This is a genomic window from Kribbella sp. NPDC051952 (assembly GCF_040680855.1).
Taxonomy (GTDB): Bacteria; Actinomycetota; Actinomycetes; order Propionibacteriales; family Kribbellaceae; genus Kribbella.
Map to the genome: position 1 here is coordinate 421,452 of NZ_JBFAXQ010000003.1, position 16,508 is coordinate 437,959.

Below are 16,508 nucleotides of genomic sequence, written 5' to 3' on the forward strand. Positions count from 1 at the left end.
TCTTGCCGCCTTCGGCGGGGCCGCGGATTGGGATCACGGGTGGAGGTGCTCGGCGGGCAGGCTGTGGATGGGCGGGCCGGGAGCGTCGAATCGTGGTCGAGGTAGGGCAGGATCGCGCGGATCCACGACCCGGTGGATCGGGTGGCGCCAATCGCCACGACTCGATGGATCGGGTGGGTGTGCTTGACAGGTGGGCTGTGGATGGTGATTGAAACGAGCGTTTGACGTGGTTTGGGAGGAGTGAACTTGTTGTCGGGGGCATCGGTTTGGTTTCGGTTTGGGTGGGGGTGGGGGTGGGTGTAACGCCGAGGGGTGGTGGAGCGATTTAGGGGCGGGCCGGGTCTCGGTCCTTCCGCCCGTGGCTCTTGGGGGTCCCGTTGTTGTCCCGTGCTCGATTGTTGCGACTGGCCGTGCCCGCGGCAGTGGTCGCAGGTGGTTTGGTTGCCGTCACCGGTTCGTCCGGGTCGGCGGCCGAGCCCAGGCCTTACCGTCCGGGGTTCGCCGCTCACCACAGCCCTGCGAAGGCTGAGTTCGAGCCGAACACGGTGATGGTGAAGTTCAAGGCGAAGTCCACCTCCTCGGCCCGGAAGGCCGCGGTCGCGAAGGTTGGTGCCGCCCAGGAGTCGGTGAGCTCGACCGTCGTGAAGATCAAGGGTGACCTGCCGGCGCCGGAGCTGCTGAAGAAGGTCAAGGCGGACCCGGCGGTTGAGCTCGTGTCGCTGAACTACAAGCGCCACGCGACCGCCGTACCGAATGACGAGTTCTACGGCTCGGACCAGGCGGCGTACCTGAACACCGTCCGGATGCCGCAGGCGTGGGACGTCTCCAAGACCACTGGAAGCCAGATCGTCGCGGTCCTGGACACCGGCGTCGACGCCGGCCACCCGGACCTCGTCGGGCACCTGGTCACCGGCTACAACGCGACCTCACCGAACCGCGGCCCGATCGACGACAACGGTCACGGGACCATGACGCTCGGCATCATTGCGGCCGCCGCGAACAACGGCGGAGGCGTCGCCGGAGTCGGCTGGAACGTGAAGGCGATGCCGGTCAAGGTCCTGGACTCGGAGGGATCCGGGTACGACGTGGACATTGCCGAAGGCATCGACTGGGCCGTTGCCCACGGCGCCAAGGTGATCAACATGTCGCTCGGCGGTCCGGGCGACAACCCGATCCTGCACCAGTCGGTCAGCAACGCGGTCAACTCGGGTGTCACCGTGGTCGCTGCCGCCGGCAACGATGGCAGCGACGACCTTCAGTACCCGGCGTCCTACACCGAGGCGATCGCCGTCGCGGCGACGGACTCGAGCGGTGCGCTGACCGACTTCAGCTCGTTCGGCGACTGGGTCGACATCGCGGCACCGGGCTGGGACATCCTGAGCACCGGTCCGCGGTCGCTGACCCCGTCCGGCTACCTGCCGTACTGGTACTGCACCGGCACCTCCTGCTCGGCGCCGATCGTCGCGGGCGTCGCGGCGCTGGTGAAGAACAAGTACCCGACGCTCGGCGCGTACGACATCGCGCAGCGACTTGAGGCACTCTCCCGGGATGCAGGTCCGCGCGGCATCGACCCGTACTACGGCCACGGCATCCTGGACGCGTACGCCGCCCTCGGCGGCCGGTTCGCACCGGACTTCCCAACGGCAGTTGCGGATGGCAACGACCAGCCGATCCGCGCCAAGAAGCTGAGTGGCTTCGGCTCGACGACCGGCACGATCGACTCCGAAGGTGACGTCGACTGGTACTCGGTCGACCTGGGATCGGACCAGAACGTCCGGGCCACGCTCACCAGCCCGTCCTTCGACGAGCGCAGCTTCTCCTCGAATGTCGGCCCGGTCGTCGACGTCTACAACTCGGACCTGAAGTTCCTCGGTCACGCCGAGAACGAGTTCCCGGTCGTTGATCCTGTCAACGGTCCGAAGTGGGGTCCGCTGACCTCGTCCGTCGACGTCAAGGCCACCACCTCCGGCACCATATATGTTGCCGTGCGCAACTACAATGGCTCGAAGGTCACGCGCCCGTACACACTGAGCGTGGGGAGTTCCAGCGCAGGCGCCGCCGCGACGGGTACGGCGTACCCGCTGCGTGACGTGTTCCCCGCGAACCTGGCGTCGGGTGTGCCGGCGTCCGCGAAACCGACCGTGACGTTCGCGCGGGACGTGATCGCGGCCTCCGTCAGCAGCGCCAACGTGGTGGTGCGTGACGCGAAGACCGACCTGCAGATCGACGCAGTGACGACGTACGACGCCGCGTCGCGCACAGCCACCATCACGCCGCAGCAGCCGCTCCTCGACAACCGCCCGTACAAGATCGAAGGCTGGGGTGTGCTCGGGGAGGACGGCACGGAGGAGCACTGGTTCCGGACGGTCTTCAGTACGGCGGACCTGGCGCCGCAGGCGCTGACCACCTTCACCGGCAGCGGCGCGTACCTGGCCGCCAACCTGGCCTGGAAGATCCCGCCGACCAACGACCTCGACCAGGTGATCGTCCGGCGCAACGTCGGCAGCAAGGCGCCGACGCCGACCACCGGCACACTCGTGTACGCCGGCACCGGGACCTCGGTGAAGAACACCGGCCTGGCCCAAGGCACGACGTACACGTATGCCGGCTGGGTCCTCGACCGGACCGGTCACTACAGCCCGATCGCGATCAAGCAGCTGCTCGGGATGAAGTCCGGGATCTCGACGACCTCCACCCTGATCAACTACGGCGGCTCGATCACCATCAAGGGCAGCACGCTGCGGATCGACAACCTCGCGTACGCCGGTCTGCCGGTCAACGTCTACGTACGTCCGAAGAACGTCTCCACGTTCAAGCTCCTGGCCGCACTCAAGACGTCCTCGACCGGGACCCTGTCGATTGTCGACAAACCGACGGTCTCCTCGGTGTACATGCTCACGTTCCCCGGCAACGCGGACCTGATGGGCACCCGCACCGCCGACATCACCGTGCAGGTAGCGCCGACGATCTCAGCGACCCTGGCACCGACGGCGATCACGCTGGGCAAGAGTGCTGCGTTCAGCGGGTATGTGGCTCCTGCGCATGCGGGTCAGTCCGTGTACCTGCAGCAGTACGGCAACAAGGTCTGGAAGTCGATCGCGTCGGTGAAGCTGACCACCTCCGGCAAATACGCCTTCGGCATCAAGCCAGCCACCCGAGGCCAGATCGCCTACCGAGTCTGGTTCCCGGGCGACGCCGACCACGCCCAGTCCTACACCGCAAACAAAATCCTCACCATCAGCTAAGAACCCAACGTCAGCCCGCCCGCGACCTCCCGTCGCGGGCGGGCTGCTTTGCGAGTGGGCGCCCCGAAAGGACACCGCTACGCGGCGCCTGCCTTTCGCCGCCTTCGGCGGGGCCGCGGCCTGTGCTTCCGTGCCGGCGTGCTCGGCGGGACGACTGTGGATTGAGTGGGCACCATCTGCCACGACTCTCGATGGACGACGAGGACCGTGGACAGCTGGCGCAGGTTCGGGCTGTCCCTCGCAGAGTGCAGCTGCGTGTGTCAGCGGTGTGCGGCGCCGACGGAGTCGGCTGAAAGGCAGGCGCCGCGTAGCGGTGTCGTTTTCGTGCGGTGTTGGCTGTTTGATCCTGTACCTGTGGGTACAGTGGTGGGGTGGAGACGGTGGAGCGGTTGATTCGTAGTACGCAGGAGCTGTTGTGGGAGCGGGGGTATGTGGGGACCTCGCCCAAGGCGATTCAGCGGGCTGCGGATGCGGGGCAGGGGAGTATGTACCACCACTTCACCGGCAAGGCGGAGCTGGCGAAGGCGGCGATCGAGCGGTCTTCGCAGGAGTTGAAGTCGGCTGCGGTTGAGCAGTTCAGTGGGTCGGGTACGGCGACGGAGAAGATCAGCGGGTATCTCGAGCGGGAGCGGGATGTACTGCGCGGATGCCGGATCGGGCGGTTGACGGCTGATCCGGATGTGATGGGTGATCCGGAGTTGCGGGCGCCGGTGGCGGAGACGTTCGACTGGTTGCGGCGTGAGCTGGCCGGGATTGTTGCTGAAGGCAAGCGGAACGGCGAGTATCCTGACTCGCTGGACCCTGAGCAGACGGCCGCAACCATCGCCGCCGTCTTGCAGGGTGGGTATGTGCTGGCGCGGGCGGCCGGTTCGGTCGAGCCGTTCGAGCTGGCGATCCAAGGGCTCGTCAACTTGTTGCCGGAGGCTACGAAGTGAAGATCGGTGCCGTGTTCCCGCAGCTCGAGATCGGTGCGGACCCGTCGGTCGTACGCGACTGGACGACGACCGTTGAGCAGGTCGGGTACAGCCACGCGCTCGCCTATGATCACGTGCTCGGCGCGGATGCGGCGAATCGGCCGGGGTGGACCGGGTATACCGACAAGTCCTTGTTTCACGAGGTTTTCGTCTTGTTCGGGTACATGGCGGCGATCACCACCAGTCTTGAGTTGGTGACCGGCGTACTGGTGTTCCCACAGCGGCAGACGGCCCTGGTCGCGAAGCAGGCGGCTGAGGTGGATGTGCTCTCCGGCGGACGGCTGCGGTTGGGTGTTGGCATCGGGTGGAACCAGGTTGAGTATCAGGCGCTCGGGGTGCCGTTCCGGCAGCGTGGTGCGTTGCTGGAGGAGCAGGTCGACGTACTGCGGAAGTTGTGGGCGGAGCCGGTGATCTCGTACGAGGGGAAGTTCCACGAGATCGTCGAGGCTGGGCTCAATCCGTTGCCCAAGCGGCAGATCCCGGTTTGGTTCGGTGGTGGTGCGGACGCCGTACTGCGTCGTACCGGCCGGATCGGGGACGGGTGGATGCCGCAGGGTCCGCCGGACGATGCGGCGAAGGCGAAGCTGCAGCTGATTCGTGAGGCGGCGGAGGAGGCGGGCAGAGATCCGGCCACCATCGGGATCGAGCCCAGGTTGACGCTTGGTGCCGTGCCCGAGCAGGACTGGCGCAGGTACGCCGACGCCTGGCGAGACCTCGGCGCCACCCATCTGACCGTCAACACCATGAACATGGGCCTGTCCAAACCCGAAGACCACGCCGAACTCCTCAGCAACGTCCTCCCACGACTCCAAGGCTGACGGGGGGAAATTCAGGCGCTGCCGGAGGCGGTGTCCTTTTTCCAGGGGGTTCGGGCTGTGGAGCCTCGGATTTCTAGGGGGCAGGGGAGGGTTACTACCTCTGTGGGGCGGTCGGGGTCTTCTATGCGTTTGCGGAGTAGCGACACCCCGGTTTCTACGATGGCGTGGACCGGTTGCGCGACCGACGTCAGGTCGAAGGACTCCCACGCCGCCAGGTCGGTGTTGTCGAAGCCGATTACCCAGACGTCGTCGGGGACCTTGCGGCCCAGGGCGCGGGTGCCGTCGAGGATGCCGAAGGCCAGTAGGTCTGTGACCGTGTAGATCGCGGTCGGCGGTTTCTTCTTGGAGAGCAGCTTCAAAGCCGCCGCGTGCCCGTCAGCGTGCGGTACGCCGACCGACACCACGTTGCTCGGTTTGATCTTCACCCCGGCGTCGTTGAGCGCCGCCCGGAAGCCGAGGTCGCGGTCGCGAGAGGTATTCCCGGTGTGGGTCAACGTCACCAGCCCGATGTCGGTGTGACCCGCCTCGACCAGATACCGGCCGGCGTCGTACGCGCCCTGCCAGTTGTCGCCGACGACCTGGTCGCAGTCGAGGCCGTCGATCCCACGGTGCAGCAGTACGGTCGGAGTCCCCGAGGCGAGCGCCATCGTGTGCAGCCGGGAGTCGTACGTCGCCGACGTCAGCAGGAACCCGTCGACGAGCCGCTGCTGCAGGACGTCGGCGATCGTCTCCTCGGGATCGTGCTCGATGTTCCACAGGATCATGTGCAGCCCGACCGAGCTGAGCACCCGGCCGATCTCGTCGAGCAGCTCGGCGTGGAACGGGCTGGTGACCCGGGTCATGAACACACCGATGGTGTCGGTCTTGCCGGTCTTCATCGCGCGGGCCAACGCGTTCGGGGTGTAGTTGGCGTCTTTCAGCACCTGCAGGACGCGGGCCCTGGTCTCCGGGTTGACCTTCGGATTGTTGGTCAGCACCCGGGAGACCGTCGCCTGGGACACCCCTGCCAGCCGAGCCAGATCCCTGCTCGTCGGTGGTCGCACCATGACCCCCGCCTCCCCTCAATGTCCGAATGCTGAACCCTACTCAAGAGTGTGGCCACGCGCCGTTGACCTCGGCATCCGCAGTGTGTATACGTATTCATTGTATACGTATTCATCCCACATGGATGGGAGATTCCGGTGCAGACACATCTCTCCGACCTGAGCCGCCGCAGGTTCCTCGCAGGGCTGGGAGGACTCGCGGCCGGTGGTGCACTCGCCGCTTGTGGGGGCAACGGCAACGCAGGTGGTGGTGGCAAGAAGGGCCTGACCTTCCTGAACTGGGAGCAGGTCAAGGGCAATCCGCTCGAGCAGGCGATCAAGGCCTTCGAGAAGGATTCGGGTACGTCGGTCACGATCCAGCCCGCGGTCACCACCGAGTACGACACCAAGATGCGCACGCTGATCGCGGGTGGTAGCCCGCCGGACGTGATGCGGATCAACGACGATTTCGTCCGCGGCTTCTCCACCCAGGGAGCCCTGCTGGACCTCAATCCGTACATCGAGAAGGACAAACTCGACACGTCGCAGTTCGCGAAGGAGACGTTCGAGTTCCCCAGGCAGCCGGACGGTTCACATACCGCGTGGGTGCTCGGGTACGAGCCCCGGCTGATCTTCTACAACGTCGATCTGTTCAAAAAGGCCGGCGTACCGCTGCCGCCGACGACCTGGTCGCCGGACGGCTGGACCTGGGCCGATTTCACCGAGAAGGCGAAGACGCTGACCGACCCGGGCAAGAAGCAGTACGGCGCTCTGGTCTATCTGGACACCGGGTACGAGCAGACGTTCACGGTCAATCACGGCAGTCAGACCGGGATCTTCTCGACCGACGGGACTCAGTTCACGCTACCCGGCGCCAAGGAGGTCGAGGCGTTGCAGTGGGCAACGGACCTGACCTGCAAGGACAAGGTGCAGCCGCCGTGGTCCGCTCTGCAGCAGGACAATGCGGAGACGCAGATGTTCGCGCAGGGCAAGCTGGCGATGATGTTCGCGACCTTCGGCACCGTGCCGTACCTGCGGACGACGGTCAAGGACTTCACCTGGGACGTGGCCGCACCGCCGGCCGATGTCGAGCAGAAGACCGAGTCCAGCGTGATCGTGTTCTGCATCCCGAAGAAGGCGAAGAACCCCGACCAGGCCTGGGCGCTGCTCAAGTACCTGGCCAGTGAAGCGGGCGGCAAGATCCTCCTGCAGGGCGGTGCCTTCACGCCCATCAACAACAAGGCCGCGGCCGACCTGGCGCCGAACGGGAAGATGCCCGAGCACATCGGGCTGTTCGCCGAGGCGGCCAAGCACCTGACCGCGACCAACCAGACCAAGAACACGCTCGGCGCCCGTGAGCTGTACCGGCCGGCGCTGGACCAGGCCTACAACTGCGAGAAGCCGGTCGGCGATGTTCTCTCCCAGATCAAGCCACAGGTGGAGACCGCCTTGAAGGGTTGATGTCGATGGCAACGATCACGATGGAGCGCGGCAGCACCGTCCACGTCACCGAGATCAAACGGGCCCGGCGCAAGCAGAACCTGGTGGGCTGGTTGTTCATCAGCCCGATCGTCGTCGGTGTGGTGGCCTTCCAGTTCTTCCCGATCCTGGTCTCGATGGGCGCGTCGCTGACCGACTGGAACGGCATCTCGGCCCCGAAGTTCGTCGGTCTGCGCAACTTCACCGATCTGTTCGGGAACGATCCGCTGTTCCTGCAGACGTTCAAGAACACGATCTACTTCACGCTCGCCAGCATTCCGCTCACGATCGGGATCGGGCTGGTCCTGGCCCTGTTGTGTTCCCGGCCGATCCGCGGTGTCGCCTTCTTCCGGACGGCGTACTTCGCGCCGTACGTCACGAATGTCGTCGCGATCGGATTCGTCTGGTTCTGGTTCTTCCAGCCGGACGACGGCGTGGTCAACGGGCTGCTCAGCCAGGTCGGGATCCACGGTCCACAGTGGTTGTCGAGCTCGAGCTGGGCGATGCCGGCCGTGATCCTGGTCAGCGTCTGGCAGGGCATCGGGTATCCGATGATCATCCTGCTGGCCGGTCTGCAGGGCTTGCCGACCGACTACTTCGAGTCCGCGAAACTAGACGGCGCCGGGGCGTTGCAACGGCTGCGGTACATCACGTTGCCGCTGCTGACGCCGCACTTCCTGTTCCTGTTGATCACGCAGTTCATCACGTCGTTCCAGGTGTTCGGCCTGATCTACGTGATGACGAAGGGCGGACCGGGGCACGCCACCAGCGTCTACATCTTCAACATCTACCAGAACGCGTTCGGCTTCGGGAAGATCGGCTACGCCTCGGCGATGGCGTGGATCCTCTTCGCGGTGATCGCGGCCGTCACCTACCTGCAGTGGAAGCTGCAGAAGAGGTGGGTGTTCTACTCATGAGGCTCGTCGGCAAGACCTCGCAGTACGTCGTGATGTCCCTGTTCGCACTGGTGTTCCTGGCGCCGTTGGTGTGGATGGTCAGCGCTTCGCTCCGGCCCGAGGCCAAGGTGCTGAGCGTGCCGCCGCAGTTCCTGCCCACCGATGCGCAGTGGGACAACTACCGGCAGGTCTTCGAGCTGATCCCGATCTTCTTGTGGAACAGCGTGAAACTGGCCGGGCTGAACGTGGTCGGGATCCTGATCGTCGCGTCGATGGCCGGGTACGCGTTCGCCCGGTTGAAGTTCGCCGGCCGGGATGCGGCGTTCATGGTGCTGCTCGCGACCTCGATCATCCCGGGCATCGCGTACCTGATCCCGCAGTACATCGTGTTCCGCCAGATCGGCTGGGTGGACACGCAGTACCCGCTGTGGGTGCCGAAGGTGCTCACGCCGGTGTTCGCGACGTTCCTGATGCGGCAGTCCTTCCTCACCATCCCGCAGGAGCTCGAGGACGCGGGCAAGATCGACGGGGCCTCCACGTTCGGCATCTACTGGCGGATCATGCTGCCGCAGACCAAGCCGGCGCTGGCCGCGATCGGGGTGTTCACGTTCCTCGAGTCGTGGAACGACCTGTTCGGTCCACTGATCTACATCAATTCCGAGAACCTGCAGACGCTGCCGGTGGCCCTCGCTCAGTTCCAGGGCGAGTACTTCACCCAGATCAGTCTGCTGATGTGCGGTGCGACGGTGTCCGTCGTACCCGTGATCGCTGTCTTCCTCTTTGCCCAGCGCTATTTCATCCAAGGCATCACGATGACAGGAATGAAGGGGTGAGCTCCGTGCCGGACCGGCTCGTTGCCATGCAGATCGGAGCGGTTTCGTTCGTCGACGAGGGCGTCGACCAGACATTGGACATCCTGGCCGACCGCGGCGCGGTGAACGCGCTGTTCCTGGCCACACCGACCTGGACCAGGGGGACGGGCGGGCGGCAGATTCCCGGACACCCGATCCCCGACCACGGCGGATCCGAGTACGACCTCGGTTGGGTCGGCGGCAACTATGCGACGCCGCATCCCGAGTACTACGGCAACACGGTGCTCGGCTCGGTCGGCCGGGCGCCGGAACACCCGGAGCTCGATCTGCTCGAGGAGGTCATCCCGAAGGCGCGTGAGCGCGGGATGAAGTCGTTCGCCTGGATGGAGGAGAGTGGTGGTGCCCGTCAGCTGCGGACCTACCCAAACTTCGCCAAGGTGCTCGAAGTGGACGCCTGGGGTCGTCCTGGCCGGCGGCCATGCTTCAACAATCCGGACTACCGCAACTGGCACCTCGGGTTCGTCGAGGACTACGTGCAGAGCTACCAGCTCGACGGCCTGGCCTGGTGCTCGGAGCGGCCCGGACCGCTGAACATGCTGATGCAGGGCACGGTCGACGTACCCGAGATCGGCTGCTTCTGCCAGCACTGCCGTGGGATCGCCCGCGACCGCGGGATCGACGTCGACCGGGCGATGCGGGGCTACCGCGAGCTGGTCGAGTGGAACCAGCGGGTTGGTGCCGGCGAGCGTCCGGTCGACGGCGCGTTCGTCACGTTCTGGCGGATCCTGCTCAACTTCCCGGAAGTCCTGGCGTGGCAGACGCTGTGGACCGAGAGCCAGCGGCAGTTGTACCGCGACATCTACGGTGTCGCCAAGGCCATCTCGTCCGACGTCCAGGTCGGCTGGCACGTCTACCACAACATCTCGTTCAGCCCGTTCTACCGGGCTGACCAGGACTACACCGAGATGGCGAAGTTCTCCGACTTCATCAAGGTCGTCATCTACAACAACTGCGCCGGGCCGCGGTTCTTCACCTGGGTGAAGAGCATCTGCGGTGCGTTGTTCGCGGACGCGGAGCCCGACGACGTCTACCCGTTGATGATGAAGCTCCTGCAGCTCGACGAAGGCTCGTACGAGAAGCTGCCGCAGACCGGCTTCAGTGCGGACTACGTACGGCGGGAGACCGTGCGGGCCGTCGCGGGGGTCGGTGGACAGAGCGCGATCTACCCGGGCATCGACATCGACATCCCGGTCGGCGTCGCCAAGCAGCGCGGGCTGGAGAAGCCTCGTGACGTCGGTACGAAGATCAACTGGGACGACAACGAGGGTGACCTGACCACGTGCACCCGTGAGTCCGTGCGGGACGCGACGCTGGCCGCGTTCGAGGGAGGCGCGGAGGGCGTCGTACTGAGTCGCAAGTACTCCGAGATGCTGCTGGAGAACGTGTCCGGGGCGGGCGACGCCGTACGGAGCCTGAAGTGAAACCTTGGTATCAAAGGACCTTGAGGTGGGCGCAGACCAATCTCACCGAGAAGGATCCGGCCCGGTACGACGCCGACTGGTGGCGGCAGCACTGGCGTCGCACCAAGGTGCAGGGGGTGATCGTCAACGCCGGCGGGATCGTTGCCTACTACCCCAGCAAGTTCGAACTGCAGCACCGCGCGGAGTTCCTCGGCGATCGCGACCTGTACGGCGAGATCGCCGCGCTCGCCAAGGAGGACGGGCTGACGGTACTGGCCCGGATGGACTCGAACCGGGCCCACCAGCCCTTGTACGACGCCCATCCGGACTGGTTCGCGGTCGATGCCGAGGGCAACCCTTACCGGGCCGGGAAGCTGTACGTCGCCTGCGTCACCGGGCCGTACTACCGGGACTTCCTGACCGGGATCCTCGAGGAGATCATCGAGCGCACCGCACCGGACGGGCTCACCGACAACAGCTGGAGCGGCCTCGGCCGGGACTCGATCTGTTACTGCCCGAACTGCCGGGACAGCTTCGGTCAGGACCTGCCGCGATCGCCCGACTGGAGCGATCCCGTCTACAAGCAATGGATCCGGTGGAGTTACGACCGCCGGCTGGACGTCTGGGACCTCAACAACGAGGTCACCCGGAAGGCCGGCGGGCCGGACTGCCTGTGGATCGGGATGAACGGCGGCGAGGTCGTTGCGCAGAGCAAGCGTTTGCGCGACGACCTGGAGATCTGCAAGCGGGCCTCGATCTTCATGCTCGACTCGCAGTGGCGGCACGAGGAGTCCGGGTTCCAGGCCAACGCCGACACCGGCAAACGGCTGCACGGACTGCTCGGCTGGGACACGCTGATCCCGGAGAGCACCGCGATGTACGACGCCGGCGTACCGACTTTCCGGCTCGGGAGCAAGCCCGAGCCGGAAGCGCGGATGTGGGCGCTGGAAGGGTTCGCCGGCGGCATCCAGCCGTGGTGGCACCACATCGGGTCGGTGCACGACGACCGGCGGCAGTACGCGACAGCCGAGCCGTTGTTCGAGTGGCATGCGGCGCACGAGAAGTACCTGGTGAACCGGGAGCCGGTCGCCACGGTCGGGCTGCTGTGGAGTCAGCGCAGTGTTGACTTCCACGGACAGGACGACCCGGAGACGGTCAGCCAGTTGCCGTACCGCGGCTGGGTGGACGCACTCGTCCGGGCCAGGATCCCGTACCTGCCGACCGCTGAGATCGACGATCGCTTCGAGGTGATCGTGGTCCCGAACGTCGGCGTACTGACCGACGACCAGTGCGCACAACTGCGCGCTTATGTGGAGGCAGGTGGGCGCCTGGTCGTGACTGGGGAGTCGGGGTTGTACGACGAGTGGGGTGATCGACGGGACGACTTCGCGCTCGGTGACCTGCTCGGGATTCGCTGGACCGGGAAGCGGCTCGGCGACGGCAAGGTGACCGACTGGGAGAACTACGACAGTCACAGCTACCTGCGGATCGAGGACCGATCGGTTTTCGAGGGCGACACCGACGTGCTGCCGTTCGGCGGGCAGTTGGAGGTGGTCGAGGCGGACTCCGGCAAGGCGCTCACGTGGATCCCGCCGTTCCCGATCTACCCGCCGGAGAAGTCGTGGATGACCGAGCCGCGGAGCGACGTACCGGCGGTGGTGCTCGGTGAGCGGACGGCGTACCTCGCGGCGGATCTCGACCGGCAGTACGCGCGGCATCATCATCCGGACCACGGCCGGGTGCTCGCGAATCTGGTCCGGGGTGCCGGGATCCCGCTCCAGGTCGACGGTGCCGGCGTACTCGACTGCCAGCTGTACCGGCAGGGCGAGTCGGTCGTCCTGCACCTGGTCAACCTTGACCAAGGCGGTGCCTGGCGTGGTCGCCTGGAGGAGTTCACCCCCGCCGGTCCCTTCACGGTGCGGCTCAAGGCGAGCGGCCGGCGGGCCCGGTTCCTGGTGGCTGGTGGGGAGGCGGAGGTGAACGAGCGGGACGGCTGGATTACGGTCGAGGTGGCGCGGATAACCGATCATGAGGTCGTCGTCTTCGACGAGAAGGAGTGAGTTCGTGACAGTCGAGGTCACCGGGGCACGGGGCGAGCGGTACGACGAGATCCTGACCGAGCAGGCGCTCGGTCTGATCGAGACACTGCACCGCGAGTACGACGGGCGGCGGCACGAGCTGCTCGAGCGACGCAAGCAGCGGATCGCGGAGATCGCGGCCGGGGCGTCACTCGGGTTCCTGCCGGAGACCAAGGATGTCCGGGACGACCCGGACTGGCGGGTCGCTCCCGCGGCACCGGGGCTGGTCGACCGGCGGGTGGAGATCACCGGGCCGACCGACCGGAAGATGACGATCAACGCGCTGAACTCGGGCGCGAAGGTCTGGCTGGCCGACCAGGAGGACGCGAACACGCCCACCTGGGAGAACGTGGTCGGCGGTCAGCTGAACCTGCTCGACGCGATCAAGCGGCAGATCGACTTCAGCACCGACGCGAAGAGCTACGCGCTGAAGCCGGACGACGAGCTGGCGACGATCGTCGTACGGCCGCGAGGCTGGCACCTGCCGGAGAAGCACCTCAAGGTCGACGGCGTACCGGTGAGCGGCGCGCTGGTCGACTTCGCGCTGTACTTCGCCGCCAGCGCGCAGCTGCAGCTGGATCGCGGGCAGGGGCCGTACTTCTACCTGCCGAAGATGGAGTCGCACCTGGAGGCGCGGCTCTGGAACGACGTGTTCGTGACCGCGCAGGATGCCCTCGGCATCCCGCAGGGCACGATCCGGGCGACGGTGCTGATCGAGACCTACCCGGCCGCGTTCGAGATGGAGGAGATTCTCTACGAGCTGCGGGACCACTCGGCCGGGCTGAACGCGGGTCGCTGGGACTACATGTTCAGCGTGATCAAGACGCACCGGACCCGCGGCACCGACTTCCAGTTGCCGGACCGGAACAGCGTCACGATGACGGTGCCGTTCATGCGCGCGTACACGGAGCTGCTGGTGCGGACGTGTCACAAGCGCGGGGCGCACGCGATCGGCGGGATGGCGGCGTTCATCCCGAGCAAGGATCCGGCCGTGAACGAGCAGGCGTTCGCGAAGGTCGAGGCGGACAAGACGCGCGAGGCCGGCGACGGCTTCGACGGTTCGTGGGTCGCGCACCCCGGTATGGTCGAGACCTGCCGGACCGTGTTCGACTCGGTCCTCGGCTCGGAGCCGAACCAGCTCGGCAAGCTCCGTGAGGACGTTTCGGTGACGGCCGAGCAGCTGCTCGACGTCGCGGCCACGCCTGGCGAGGTGACCGAGGCCGGTCTCCGTAACAACGTCAGCGTCGCGATCCAGTACCTGGCGGCCTGGCTGGAGGGGACGGGTGCCGTCGGCATCTTCAACCTGATGGAGGACGCCGCGACCGCCGAGATCTCGCGCTCGCAGATCTGGCAGTGGCGTCAGAACGGCGTGGTCCTCGACACCGGCGACACCGTCACGACCGAGCTGGTCGAGCGGATCGCGGACGAGGAGATCGCCAAGCTCGACCAGTACCTGCGCTACCAGTCCGCCCGGGCGCTGTTCCTCGAGGTTGCCCTGGCCGACGAGTACGTCGACTTCCTGACGCTCCCGGCCTACGAACGTTTCAGCTGAGGCGCATCGACGTTCACCGTAGGAATCCCACCGCCGGCCCGCGCGATGATCGCGAGCGACGGGTCGGCGGTGGGGTTGCTCTCGCGGTGAATCGTGAACGCCGGCACGTGCACGAAGTCGCCGGCGACCGCATCGAGGTACTCATCGGTGCCTTCGAACTCCAGCCGCAGTACGCCGGACACGATGTAGAGACTGCTCTCGTTCTTGTCATGGTGATGCCAGCCGGAGATCGCACCGGGCTGGGTGATGACCTGCCCGGCCCAGAGGATCGGCAACTCGAACGCCCGCATCCGCAACATCCCGGCCGTCGGATCCGCCGACACCAGCTCGCCCGCCTTGATCACCCGCACCGGCTCACTCATAACCCTCAGTCTGCCCCCGCGCGAGCTCTCCTGCCTGCACGGGGGCACGCGTAGTCTGCGGGGATGACGAGCATCGTGTTGCGGGTTCGGCTCCTCAGCGGTGACCAGCTTGACGTCACCTACGAGGGGGAAGGCGCGTCCGACGACGACCTCGTCGCACATGCGGTCGAGGCACTGACGGGGACCGACGGGGTGCTGCGCTGCAAACACGGCAACCGCCTGCTCGTGCTGTACGCCCGCGGCGTAGCCGCCATCGAGATCGCACCCCGAGGCGCAGTCCTATAGCTGGGCTGCGACTGCCTTCGCGACCGCGGCTGTTTCGGCGTAGACGCCGGGGTAGCCGGGTTGGGCGCAGCCCTTGCCCCAGGAGACGACGCCCAGGAGACGGCCGTTGAGGACCAGTGGGCCGCCGGAGTCGCCTTGGCAGGCGTCGGCGGTGCCTTGGAGGTAGCCGGCGCAGACGTTGGACGCCGCGGCGTACCCGTTGGCGACGTACTCCTTGTTGGCCAGGCAGGTCGCGTCACCGAGGTCGGGGGCCGCGAGTTTCTGCAGGGTGTCGTCGGGGCCGGTGCCGTTGGTGTCGCCCCAGCCGTAGACCGTCGGTACGGCGCCGCGTACGTCGGCCTTGGGGTTCGTCTCCAACGTGATCACCGGGACCCCCGTGAACGGCTTCGACAGCGTCAGTACGGCCAAGTCGTTGCGACTGTTCTTCGGGCTGTACCCGGGGTGGATCCACACCTTGCTGATCTTGGACACGCGCCCGGTGCTGTCGGCGGTGAGATCGGCCCGGCCCTGGATAGCGGCGTACGTCGAGATCGGTTTGCTCATGCAGTGAGCGGCCGTGACGAGCTTGTCCGGGCGGACGAGCACCGCACCACACCAGCGACCGGTCGGCCGCACGGACTGCGTGTTCGTCAGCGCGACCGCCCACGGGGCCTCACTCACACTCGCCAGCGTCCCACCGATCACCAGCGGCTGACCCGGGGAGGCGCCGGCGGTGACAAGCACGAGAATGCCCACGAGAAGGAGGGCCCGTTTCACCATGCGCGCGAATTTACTCCAAGTAAGCCCGCGTGCGCTTTAGGTGAACGGCCAGTCCTACGCCCAGCAGGATCGTCCAGACGCCCCACGCCGTACTGCCGAGCAGTCCGGCCGGCTCCCACACCGGGAAGCCGGGTACGGCGGTCGCCATGATGTCGCCCTGATTGAGGAAGTACAGGACGCTCGCGACCAGGCCGGCCCAGCCGATCCACCGCGGCAGGACCTGCGTCTGCAGGATGACGACGCTGACCCCGACACTCCACGCGATGGCGAGAATCTCCCCCAGGTGCTCGCCGAGCAGCGCACCGCCGTACTGGTGTTGTGCGTTCCATGCGGCCGCGACCGTGGTGTCGCCGGCAGCGTGTGCCCGAGCCAGCGGCGGTACGACGAAAACCCAGCGCAGGAAGCCGATCATCGACAACAGGACCGATGCCGCACCGATCACGGTGGCGATCCGCAGCACGGTCGATCCCTCCCGATTGATTGCTTTGGGCAACATCAAGATCGGGATCGCGAGCAGCCCGTAGCTCCACGCGACGGCAAGCCAGGTCCAGGTCAAGCCGGCCCCACCGGCGACGTACTCGGTCAGGACCTTGTCCGCCGGTTCGCGCAGGATGTCCGGCCAGTCGAAGGTCGCGGACAGGACGGACGCGGCGATCGCGAAAGCGACGGCGGCGACGATGAACAGCACTCCGGTGATGCGGCGCATGATGTGGGTTCCCCTCCCAGAAATTGTACGGCGTACAGAGATAGGATGCATGTAATCCTG

General features: G+C 66.3%; 14 protein-coding genes. 10 read left to right on the plus strand and 4 right to left on the minus strand.

What is annotated here, in order from left to right:
- Positions 1-410: 410 nt before the first annotated feature.
- From AB0L70_RS09125 to AB0L70_RS09135, 3 genes are all read left to right on the plus strand, one after another.
- Positions 411-3,245, plus strand: coding sequence for a S8 family serine peptidase (locus tag AB0L70_RS09125; protein ID WP_363681715.1), 2,835 nt, complete (start codon positions 411-413; stop codon positions 3,243-3,245).
- Positions 3,246-3,616: 371 nt separating this feature from the next.
- Positions 3,617-4,180 (plus strand): TetR/AcrR family transcriptional regulator, encoded by a 564-nt coding sequence (locus AB0L70_RS09130; protein WP_363681717.1) that lies wholly within the window; start codon positions 3,617-3,619, stop codon positions 4,178-4,180.
- Complete coding sequence (locus tag AB0L70_RS09135) at positions 4,177-5,037, plus strand: LLM class F420-dependent oxidoreductase (protein WP_363681719.1); 861 nt, start codon at positions 4,177-4,179, stop codon at positions 5,035-5,037. Before AB0L70_RS09130 ends, AB0L70_RS09135 begins: the two co-directional genes overlap by 4 nt.
- Positions 5,038-5,048: 11 nt before the next feature.
- On the opposite strand, the gene AB0L70_RS09140 is transcribed toward AB0L70_RS09135, so the two are convergent.
- Positions 5,049-6,083: a LacI family DNA-binding transcriptional regulator gene (locus AB0L70_RS09140; protein WP_363681721.1), complete on the minus strand. Its 1,035-nt coding sequence runs from the start codon at positions 6,081-6,083 to the stop codon at positions 5,049-5,051.
- Between the two features lie 135 nt (positions 6,084-6,218).
- Here AB0L70_RS09140 and AB0L70_RS09145 point away from each other — a divergent pair, with 135 nt between their 5' ends.
- The 6 genes from AB0L70_RS09145 to aceB are packed head-to-tail and all read left to right on the plus strand — an operon-like array spanning position 6,219 to position 14,336.
- Positions 6,219-7,520, plus strand: a complete 1,302-nt coding sequence (locus AB0L70_RS09145) for a sugar ABC transporter substrate-binding protein (protein ID WP_363681723.1) — start codon at positions 6,219-6,221, stop codon at positions 7,518-7,520.
- Positions 7,521-7,525: 5 nt separating this feature from the next.
- Entirely contained in the window at positions 7,526-8,455 is a 930-nt protein-coding gene (locus tag AB0L70_RS09150) for a sugar ABC transporter permease (protein WP_363681726.1), read from the plus strand.
- Complete coding sequence (locus AB0L70_RS09155; protein WP_363681728.1) at positions 8,452-9,267, plus strand: carbohydrate ABC transporter permease; 816 nt, start codon at positions 8,452-8,454, stop codon at positions 9,265-9,267. The genes AB0L70_RS09150 and AB0L70_RS09155 overlap by 4 nt, the downstream gene beginning before the upstream one ends.
- Complete coding sequence (locus AB0L70_RS09160; protein ID WP_363681730.1) at positions 9,264-10,727, plus strand: hypothetical protein; 1,464 nt, start codon at positions 9,264-9,266, stop codon at positions 10,725-10,727. The genes AB0L70_RS09155 and AB0L70_RS09160 overlap by 4 nt, the downstream gene beginning before the upstream one ends.
- Before the next feature lie 20 nt (positions 10,728-10,747).
- Positions 10,748-12,766 (plus strand): alpha-amylase family protein, encoded by a 2,019-nt coding sequence (locus AB0L70_RS09165; protein WP_363681731.1) that lies wholly within the window; start codon positions 10,748-10,750, stop codon positions 12,764-12,766.
- A gap of 4 nt (positions 12,767-12,770) precedes the next feature.
- Positions 12,771-14,336 carry a malate synthase A gene (gene aceB, locus AB0L70_RS09170; protein WP_363681733.1) on the plus strand — a complete coding sequence of 522 codons (1,566 nt, stop codon included), beginning with the start codon at positions 12,771-12,773 and terminating at the stop codon, positions 14,334-14,336.
- On the opposite strand, the gene AB0L70_RS09175 is transcribed toward aceB, so the two are convergent.
- Positions 14,318-14,698 (minus strand): cupin domain-containing protein, encoded by a 381-nt coding sequence (locus AB0L70_RS09175; protein ID WP_363681735.1) that lies wholly within the window; start codon positions 14,696-14,698, stop codon positions 14,318-14,320. The genes aceB and AB0L70_RS09175 overlap by 19 nt on opposite strands.
- Positions 14,699-14,761: 63 nt before the next feature.
- Here AB0L70_RS09175 and AB0L70_RS09180 point away from each other — a divergent pair, with 63 nt between their 5' ends.
- Positions 14,762-14,983, plus strand: a complete 222-nt coding sequence (locus tag AB0L70_RS09180; RefSeq protein ID WP_363681737.1) for a hypothetical protein — start codon at positions 14,762-14,764, stop codon at positions 14,981-14,983.
- Here the strand turns inward: AB0L70_RS09180 and AB0L70_RS09185 are convergent.
- Both AB0L70_RS09185 and AB0L70_RS09190 read right to left on the minus strand, forming a co-directional pair.
- A complete protein-coding gene (locus tag AB0L70_RS09185) occupies positions 14,978-15,742 on the minus strand; it encodes a serine protease (RefSeq protein WP_363681739.1) in 765 nt (254 codons plus the stop codon). The two genes, AB0L70_RS09180 and AB0L70_RS09185, sit on opposite strands and share 6 nt — an antisense overlap.
- A 10-nt stretch (positions 15,743-15,752) precedes the next feature.
- Positions 15,753-16,448 carry a DUF4386 domain-containing protein gene (locus AB0L70_RS09190; RefSeq protein ID WP_363681742.1) on the minus strand — a complete coding sequence of 232 codons (696 nt, stop codon included), beginning with the start codon at positions 16,446-16,448 and terminating at the stop codon, positions 15,753-15,755.
- Positions 16,449-16,508 lie beyond the last annotated feature (60 nt).